The organism is Mycobacterium colombiense (assembly GCF_001665835.1).
GTDB classification, from domain to species: Bacteria; Actinomycetota; Actinomycetes; order Mycobacteriales; family Mycobacteriaceae; genus Mycobacterium; species Mycobacterium colombiense_A.
Genome location: NZ_LZSX01000096.1, coordinates 1 through 8,142 on the forward strand (window position 1 = coordinate 1; position 8,142 = coordinate 8,142).

Annotated in this window: 9 protein-coding genes and 1 pseudogene; 4 read left to right on the plus strand and 6 right to left on the minus strand. The window is 62.6% G+C overall.

The window, feature by feature from the left end:
- From A5760_RS23740 to A5760_RS27850, 6 genes and pseudogenes are all read right to left on the minus strand, one after another.
- A partial coding sequence (locus tag A5760_RS23740) for an MCE family protein (RefSeq protein WP_231122728.1) occupies positions 1 to 1,238 on the minus strand: 1,238 nt, incomplete at its 3' end.
- A 213-nt stretch (positions 1,239 to 1,451) separates the two neighbouring features.
- The gene (locus A5760_RS23745; RefSeq protein WP_082279590.1) at positions 1,452 to 2,096 is read right to left on the minus strand and encodes a hypothetical protein; all 645 of its coding nucleotides are present in this window, start codon (positions 2,094 to 2,096) and stop codon (positions 1,452 to 1,454) included.
- Positions 2,097 to 2,131: 35 nt separating this feature from the next.
- Positions 2,132 to 2,938 (minus strand): Mce protein, encoded by an 807-nt coding sequence (locus A5760_RS23750; RefSeq protein WP_155764448.1) that lies wholly within the window; start codon positions 2,936 to 2,938, stop codon positions 2,132 to 2,134.
- Positions 2,902 to 3,432 (minus strand): SDR family NAD(P)-dependent oxidoreductase, encoded by a 531-nt coding sequence (locus A5760_RS26410; protein ID WP_231122729.1) that lies wholly within the window; start codon positions 3,430 to 3,432, stop codon positions 2,902 to 2,904. Before A5760_RS26410 ends, A5760_RS23750 begins: the two co-directional genes overlap by 37 nt.
- A 218-nt stretch (positions 3,433 to 3,650) precedes the next feature.
- Positions 3,651 to 4,076, minus strand: a complete 426-nt coding sequence (locus tag A5760_RS27455) for a cytochrome P450 (RefSeq protein ID WP_064885392.1) — start codon at positions 4,074 to 4,076, stop codon at positions 3,651 to 3,653.
- Between the two features lie 41 nt (positions 4,077 to 4,117).
- Positions 4,118 to 4,369: pseudogene (locus A5760_RS27850) on the minus strand (aldehyde dehydrogenase family protein); the annotation flags it as partial.
- Positions 4,370 to 4,714: 345 nt separating this feature from the next.
- Between A5760_RS27850 and A5760_RS27460 the strand changes: the two are divergent.
- The 4 genes from A5760_RS27460 (at position 4,715) to A5760_RS23780 (ending at position 7,844) form a co-directional block, all read left to right on the plus strand.
- The gene (locus A5760_RS27460; protein WP_064885394.1) at positions 4,715 to 4,978 is read left to right on the plus strand and encodes a hypothetical protein; all 264 of its coding nucleotides are present in this window, start codon (positions 4,715 to 4,717) and stop codon (positions 4,976 to 4,978) included.
- A gap of 115 nt (positions 4,979 to 5,093) precedes the next feature.
- Positions 5,094 to 5,732 (plus strand): TetR/AcrR family transcriptional regulator, encoded by a 639-nt coding sequence (locus A5760_RS23770; protein WP_082279593.1) that lies wholly within the window; start codon positions 5,094 to 5,096, stop codon positions 5,730 to 5,732.
- Positions 5,733 to 5,948: 216 nt separating this feature from the next.
- Complete coding sequence (locus A5760_RS23775; protein ID WP_082279594.1) at positions 5,949 to 6,752, plus strand: hypothetical protein; 804 nt, start codon at positions 5,949 to 5,951, stop codon at positions 6,750 to 6,752.
- Positions 6,753 to 6,953: 201 nt separating this feature from the next.
- A complete protein-coding gene (locus A5760_RS23780) occupies positions 6,954 to 7,844 on the plus strand; it encodes an SAM-dependent methyltransferase (RefSeq protein WP_064885401.1) in 891 nt (296 codons plus the stop codon).
- The last annotated feature ends 298 nt before the right edge of the window (positions 7,845 to 8,142 follow it).

The following is an 8,142-nucleotide window of genomic DNA, read 5'->3' on the forward strand; positions in this document are numbered from 1 at the left end:
GGTGGTGCCCACAGTGGGGCTCCATCGGGCCCGAAAAGCCGTGCGCCGTAAGGCGGTCCGCCGGGATAGGGCACGGGGCCGATGGCCGGCGGCCCCGCACCGTAGATGCGCGGCGGTTCGGGCACAGCCTTGGTCACCGGGAAGTAGTTGAGCAGCCACGGGTGAGCGATGCCGGGATTGGGCCGCAAGTCCATACCGGTCCCAAATCCGGTGTCGGTCACCAAGTATCGGATCGGCATGTTCAGGTCCGGACGGGGTAGGCCGTTACAGCCCGGCTTGCCGTCGGGGCCGCCCTTGGCCCTGATGATCGGAAGGTTGTCCGGGTAGCGATAAGGGTCGGTGGCGAACCCCAGCAGCGAGGCGTCGGTGACCGTGCTGAACCCATTGGAGTCTGGGCTGCCCTTGGTGGCCAACCAGTCGAGACCTTGCAGGAGGCAGGTGTAGGACGGATGGTACTCGTTGAGCAGGTCCGTGGTCGCCGGTAACTTTGTGTTCGCTGCGACGAAGTCCGATTGGGTGCGCCCGAATAGATCAATACCGGTGTCAGCCAGTCCAATCGCGGCCAATAGTGCCTCGTCGAGATCCTTGGCTTGTCGTGTGATGGTCGAACTCGTGGTCGTCGTCGCGGACAACGCAGAGATGAGGTCCTGGCTGGCGGCGCCATAGGTGTCGGTGACGGTGGCCGCCGCCTCGAGGTCGCGGCGCAACGTGTCGCTGCGGTCGTTAAGGGCGGTGACCACGTCCAGAGCGGCGGTGGTGGCCGTGCCTAGCCGCTCGCCTTTGCCCCTTAGAGCATCAGCCAACGTGGTCAACACCGCATTGATCTTGGTCGGCTCAACCTGAGCGAGTACGCTCGTCAGGTTCTCGAAGACGGTGTTGACCTCAGTGGTGACGTTTCGAGATGGAATGACTGACCCGGCGCTGATGGTGCGGCGTTCCGGCTTCGCGGGCGGTATGAGGTCGACGAACTTCGCGCCAAATATCGTGGTGGCTCGAATCTGCGCCTGGACGTTGGCCGGAATGAATCGGACCTGATCGGGATCGAGATCCAGCCGTAGCGAAACCCCGCCGGGCCGCAAGGCCACCGATGCCACCCGCCCCACCTGAATGCCTCGAAGTTTGACCTTTGCACCGGGATCCATGACGAGGCCCGCGCGATCGGAGGTGACGGTGATCGGGACCGAGGACACAAGTTTCCCCGAAAATGCCAACCCGACCGTGGTGGCGAAGGAGGCCACAATGAGTATGAGAATGAGAGCCCACCACCCCGGGCCCAGCCTGCGACGACGGTTTGTCATGTCCGCTGCCGACAGTCGACGTTGGCCACCACACTGTCGTTCAGCCGCTTGTTGTCTGCTGCAACCACGGGTGTCAACGAGACTGCGGCAAGGGGTGACCACGCGTGCGAAGGCAGGCTCGCCGGATATCGAAGAAGCTGAATCACCGCCATGTCAGATGGGCTCGAATCCCGATATCAGCCAGTGGCCATCGACCTTATCGAGACTGACCTTCGCCGCAAAAGAGGTGTCGGTGGGCGGTGTCGTGCCCACGGTGACGTTCTGATTGACGAACACGAGCGTCTGCACATGCGTGGGAGCGGCCTGAATGACCGCGACCGCACGCACGTTCACCAGCGTCGAGACTTGATAATGCTTCGCGCCGGGGATCGCGACGTCATTAATGAGCTTGGTGTACTCGTCACGAAACTCACCGGTGAGTCGGCTGCGTGCGGCCTCAAGGTCCCTGTCGACGGAACTCGCCTGGTACTGGAACAACGCGACCGTCCCGTCGCGAGCGACGCCGGTTGCCTCGATGCGGGCTTGCTGCGTCGCGGCTGCGGTATCGCCGACGAACTTGAAAAATCCAGCGGCACTGCCCACACCAATGGTCAGTAGGGGCAATGCGGTAAACACGATCAGCCGGTAGAGACGCTCTCGGAGCGCCGATCTTTTGGCACCGTCGGTTTCGGCCTCGGCCTCGGTGTCGGTGGGCGTGGCGGATTCTGCGGACTCGTCGCTGTTGGACTCATCGAGACAGGCCGGCTCTTTGGCTTCGTCGTTCGAAGCATCACTTGTCGCAGCGGAATCTTGGTCCAAGCGTGCAGAGTCCGTAGCAGTTGACTGGCCAGCGGTCATGGGACGAACTCCACATTCGAAATCTTCAAGCCCCCATCTGGCATCTTCTGTACCGAGAGCCGCACACGCCAAGAGCGGGGCTGCTGCTCGGGCGGGGCGTTGGCAGCGGTAACGTCCACCGACATCGCGACGATGACTTTTGCCACGTGACCGTCGTTAGATTCCAGGCCCGCAGAACGGATCGTGGCCACGGATTTCGATTGAGCCTTGTGCACGAAGTCGCTGAACGCGGGTGACCGCTGCTGAAAGTCATTCAAGAAGGCGCCTGTCGACGAGTCGACGATGCGCTGGACGTCGGCTTGAACGTGCGTCCAGTCGATATTCGCCAGGTTGAGGGCTGACTGGCGAGCGACGTCTACGATCCGAGCTTGCTCCTGCTCGATCCGATGTGTGTCATAGGCTCGATATCCGGTCCAGCTAGCCGTGGCGGCGACCGCTGCGAAAAGGATGACCGATACGAGCGAGGCGACGCGCAGCTGACGTCGTCGTTGTTGACTCGCCTCGGTCGCCCCGGCCGAGGGGCTCTCATCGTCGACGAGGTCCGATTCATTTGTCGGCTCGTCGGTCTGATCGTCTGAGGTGGTGGTGGGTTGCGGCGCGGACACCATCTTGTCGGCGGCGCCGTCCGTAGCGGTGGGATCGTCAGCGGCGTTCGACGGGTCCGACGCAGCGTCGGTTGAAGAGCCTGCGGCGGAAGGGTCGCGTGACGCTGCGCAGTCGGCGTCCGCCGTCGCGACGCCGAGGTCTTCCCCGCCAGACGGGCTGGTCACCCCGAGCGGCCGATTGCGGCGCCACTTTGCCACTTGCCCCACCTCCTTTGGTTCGGGCTCGCACATCTGCGCGACAGGAGACGACTCCCTTGGCAGCGCTCAGGAAGGCCGCGGAGCAGTTTATACAATATATTATTTGGCGCAGGTCGACGACACCCGAAGACCGCGTCGAGCTCTTGAGCTACGTATCCCCCGTCGATCGGGAGTAACACGCCGGTGATGTTTATGGCCTCGCCCGAACAAAGGAAAACCGCTGCCTCGGCGCAGTCCTCAGCGGTGATGACGCGGCCCAGCGGGTGAACTGACGCGAGATAATCCACGATGCCTTGGTCGGGCGGCGCGAACTTCCTGTTGTCGGCGGCGGAAAAATTGGTCAGAGGCATGCCCGCAGGGCATATCGCGTTGACCCGGATGTTGTACGGTGCACATTCGATCGCTAGGCCGTTGGTCATCTGGTTGATCGCGCCCTTGGTCGACCCGTAGAGCACGCTGCCGAACCCGACCATTGGTGTCGTCGTGGTGTCCATCAGAGGTCCCAGAGCGCCGGCACGCCGGGGGCCACGATCGTACATTCCTATGATCCGGGGTGCTTCGACCGCTGGATCGAGCCGGAGACCGGGCAACCGCTTAATCAATATGGTTATCCCAGCGCAGATTTTAGCGCGCGCGACGTGTTGCCCCAGGCAGACGTGGGGTACCGCCCCCGAGGTCGAGATTTGGTTGCAGCGGACGGTTCGGGTCGAATTCATCCGGCCTGTCCAGCGCAGCGGGTCTCGGTTGGCGGCGGCGAAGCATGCATGGACGACCGAGCCCTTGGAATCGTGACTCCGCCGAGTTCAGTCTCGCGCGTCGCGAGCCGCGCGAACGCCGGGTCGATCGGCATCCAACGCACCGTCTCCCCGACGAAACCGCGCACCAGCATGGGATCGGCGGTTAACCGGGCCAGCCAGTCCGGCCGTTGCAGCAGAGTGAGCATGGTAATGAAGCTTTGCTTCCAGGTGGTGCCTGAACCGGCGGCCAGAAGAAGTAGCGAGAACAACTGCACCTCGCCATCGGAAAGGCGATGCCGGCTACCGTCATCATCGGCGTATTCCTCGGTGACGAGCATGCTGACGAGGTCGTGGTGGGGTTCGGCACGGCGGGCCTCGACGATCGGCGCGACGATACCCATGATGGCGGCGACAGTTCGGACAGCAGGTATGCCTGGTCGATCGCCATGTCGTCCTGCGCCAACCTCGCTAGCGTGCGTACTGCGCTGACCTCGCGGACAGCGGTCTCGACGAGTTCTTCGCGGTGGTCGGCCAGCCACTGCGCCATGGTCATCAGCATCGAAATACGCTGCGTGCGTGAGCGATTCGCCCATACGTCGGTATCGAAGGAGTTGCGCGCCGCGGCGGTGGCCGTCTCGATCTGCCCGTCGTCCGCGGTCGGAACGCGCGTCAAGACCTCTTCGGTCGCCGGGTTCTCGACCGGAAGCGGGGAGCCTCGGCAGACCGTCGATCACCAATCGGTCGGTTTCGAGAATTCCTGCCATGAAAGCGTCCGGCCCCTCCAAAGGTTATCCCTGCTGCTGGTATTTCAGCGTACAAGATGTTATTTGAGCACAGTAGCTGCCGGAATGGCTCTGTGCAACAAGATTCGAGATGCCGATAGATGGTCAGCCTTAGCTCGCCAGCATCCGCGGTGAGTGCCCCCGATTGCTGCTCGCCCGACAGGTGGTCGCGTCCTCTTCTTTCTACAATTTCCGTCATACTGATCTGACTGCGGGGCAACAGAGGTGGGGAATTCGGCGATTTCTTACTCGCGTCGATGGCCGTCGCCCTACGCGGTGCGGTCAATGGCGTGGTGGAGAAGGTCCTGCGCGAACCCGGCTTCGACGTTCGTGCGTGCGGTGAAGACCTGGTCGCCATCTTCGGTCGTGCCGTGGCGGTGAACCGATGCGCCGGATTGTCATCATCGCGGTGGGTAGCCGTGGCGATGTCGCTCCTCTCACCGGGGTGGGCGCGGGCCCTGCGGCAGGCTGGACACGACGTCGCCATCGCCGCCTACGCGCCCAGGGCGATCGTCCATTAGCCGTTGGGCGCCGGGCCTGCGCGTGAGGCGTCCGCGCCGCTAGAATCCAGTCGCCGTGCCGCGCAATGAGCGCAGGCACTGTCCAACGGTGACGGTGAAAGCAAGGGGGTCTTGGATGTCGGACCCCGACAGCTCGGCGTCGCACATGATTGATGACCTGCCCGGCGCGCGCCGAAATCTTTATCGACAGCAGATCCTGGCGGCCGCCGAGCTGGAATTCGCGAGGTCCGGCTTCGACCAGGCCAAGGTCAATGCCATCGCCGAGACAGCCGGGGTGGCGCTGGGCACCCTCTACAAGTATTTCCCCAGCAAGGCGGCCATCTGGGATGTCCTCACCTCGCAGCGGATGGATGAGTTCCGCAGCGCCGTGATGACGTTGATCGAACCCCTGGAATCTCCCTTCGAGAAACTTCTGGCAAGCGCGCGAGCCGAGGTCATGTTCCTTGCCGACCATCCCAACTTTCTCGAGTTGCACCTGACCGGAGGTCTTAGCTGGGGGACTGCGGTCCGCGGTGAGCACGCGCGGCGACATGCGTGGCAATCTGGCATGCACCTGCTCGGCAACCTTGCCGACGAAGCTCGGTGCAGAGGTGAGATCCGAGACCTCAGACCCTCAATCGTCGCCTCGATGATCATCTCGACGCTGCAGATCTGGATGACGGAGTGGGTCAACTCGAATCGAGATCGACGTGCCGACGCCGTCGCCGACGAGGTCGTCGAACACCTGCGCATTTGCCTAGCAGCGGGTGGCTGAGGACGACGTCTTCGCCGGCCCCGGCGAGGCAGTACGACGCCGGTCGCTGCTGGGTTCGGCCGACGACCTTCTCTGCCGCGAAGCATTGCGTGCAGCGGAGCGTCGCTCTATATTCACTAGAACGCGATTATAGTTCCAAGAATCGTGTTCTACAGAGTGAGCCCGCGGACCTGCGCGGCCCAGTGAGCGACGGGCCGTGAACACGTAAGGAGACCCATGACTACGAGCGCGTCCCAGACGAAGGCTGGAGTGTTCGACCCCAAGCTAGAGTCGACCAGCCCGATCGTGACCGTGCCGCGCTCAAGGCCGCTGCGGCTTACGTGGCTCCTGTTATTCGGATCCTTCGCCATCAGCTTCCCGCTGTGCATGGTGTTGGTCTTCAACCTTGGCTTCGACCGACGCCTGGTCGGCAGCATCATGTCGGTCAATGGCTGCATCGCGTACCTAGGGGGATTCGCCGCGGCGTTCCTGCCCTACCGTTCGTTGCGAAACTGGACTCCTTTTCAGCGACTGACCGCAGCTGTGCTCACCTTCATGATCTCTGCGCGGGTGACGAACCTGACGTGGGAACTGCCTTGGTTGTTCACCCACCCATACCTGCCGGGCCACCAGAAGGACATGTGGGCCTACCCGTGGTACGTCTACATCGACGGCGGCGACACCAAATACCTCACGGCCCCAGCGAATCTCGTGGCGCTCGAATGTATTTCCGTCACCAACGCCTGCATTGCGGTCACCGGCTTGATACTGCTCTTCCGGTCGAAGTTCACCAATCCCCGTGGCACCCTGTTGCTCATGTCTGCAGCGGTCGTCGACCTGACGATCACCATCTATTACTACCTACGCGAAATCATCGGCGGCTTTCCCTCCGTGAACACCAGTAACTTCGTGGACCTGTGGGTGAAGTTCATCGTCCTCAACGGTCTATGGCTCGTTGCACCGTGGTTTACCTTGATATGGGGATGGAAGATGCTCAACAGGCAGTTCGACTTCATGCTGACCGGACGCCGATTCACGTGAGTGATTGACGTCAGTGGTGTCTTCTACGGCAGTAAGTATGCGATCCGCCCGTTCAAGAAGCAGGGGAGTGGCGGGGTCATCCTCAACACTGGTTCGGTGGCGGGCATGGTGGGCTTCGGCAGCGTGCTCTACGTAGCTTGCTGTGAGGCTAAGCGCGATGAGGCTTCCGATCGCCCAATGGAGAAGGACCGCAGGAGAGAAATGGCGCGGACAGACGACGACACCTGGGATCTCGCGTCGAGCGTCGGCACAACGGCGACTCTTGTCGCTGCAGCGCGTGCGCTAGCCAGCAAGCAGCCCGAGCCGCTGATCAATGACCCGTACGCCGACGCCCTCGTCAAGGCTGTCGGGCTGGATTCCTGCAGTCGGTTCGCCGACGGCGTGCTGGGTGAATCGGGGGTGGACCTGCGCCGCTTGTGTGAACCGATTGTCGTGCGCACAAGGTTTTTCGATGACTTTTTCACTGTGGCCGGCGAGTCCGGTATCCGCCAAGCGGTTATCTTGGCCTCCGGTCTCGACACTCGGGCCTACCGCCTGAAGTGGGCCGCCGAGTCCATCGTCCTGGAAATCGACCAGCCACGGGTCATTGAGTTTAAGACCGCCACGCTCGCCGCTCTGGGAGTCACACCGGCTGCCGATCTGCGCACCGTCGGCGTCGACCTGCGCGGTGACTGGCCCCAGGCGCTGCGCGCCAGCGGATTTGACGCGACCCGACCGACGGCTTGGATCGCCGAAGGCCTGCTCATGTATCTGTCGCCGCAGGCTCAGGACCGGTTGCTGGACAACATCACCGCCCTGTCGGCGCAGGGAAGCCGCCTGGCAACCGACGATATCGATTCGACGGCCATGAGCGGTGACTGGGCCAATCAACTCACCGGGCGTTTGAACCGGGCCGGTAGCAACGTCGACCTCACCGAATTGTTCGACCCGGCCGAACGGAACAGCGCCCGGGAGTACCTGGCCACCCACGGCTGGCGCGCATCAGTCATCTCTGCCATAGATGCGCACGTCGCCAACGGGTTCGCGCCGCCGGACGACGAACCGGGCCCACCGACCGGTCCGGGATACGTCACTGCCGTGCTGGACTGCTGATGCGACAGGGCTGCGAAAACGCAGGTGCTTAAGACCGTGAACGACGCTCCTATGAGAAATTCTAGTTTCGGGAGTCGTCACTACGGTGCAGTAAATTGCAACGTATTCAAGACGGCACCGCGAATCAAAGCAGGAGTCACCAGAAGCCCTCTGGCCTGACCCCGATCGGTTGATCCGGGTGATCTGTCTCCGCCGTTTCGAGCCGTGGTTATGCGAGTTGAGGTCTTCGGCCCAGTCGTCGCCGATGAAGATCACCAGCGTCACACCTGTGCGTGGAGGTTGGTGAACACGCGGGAGT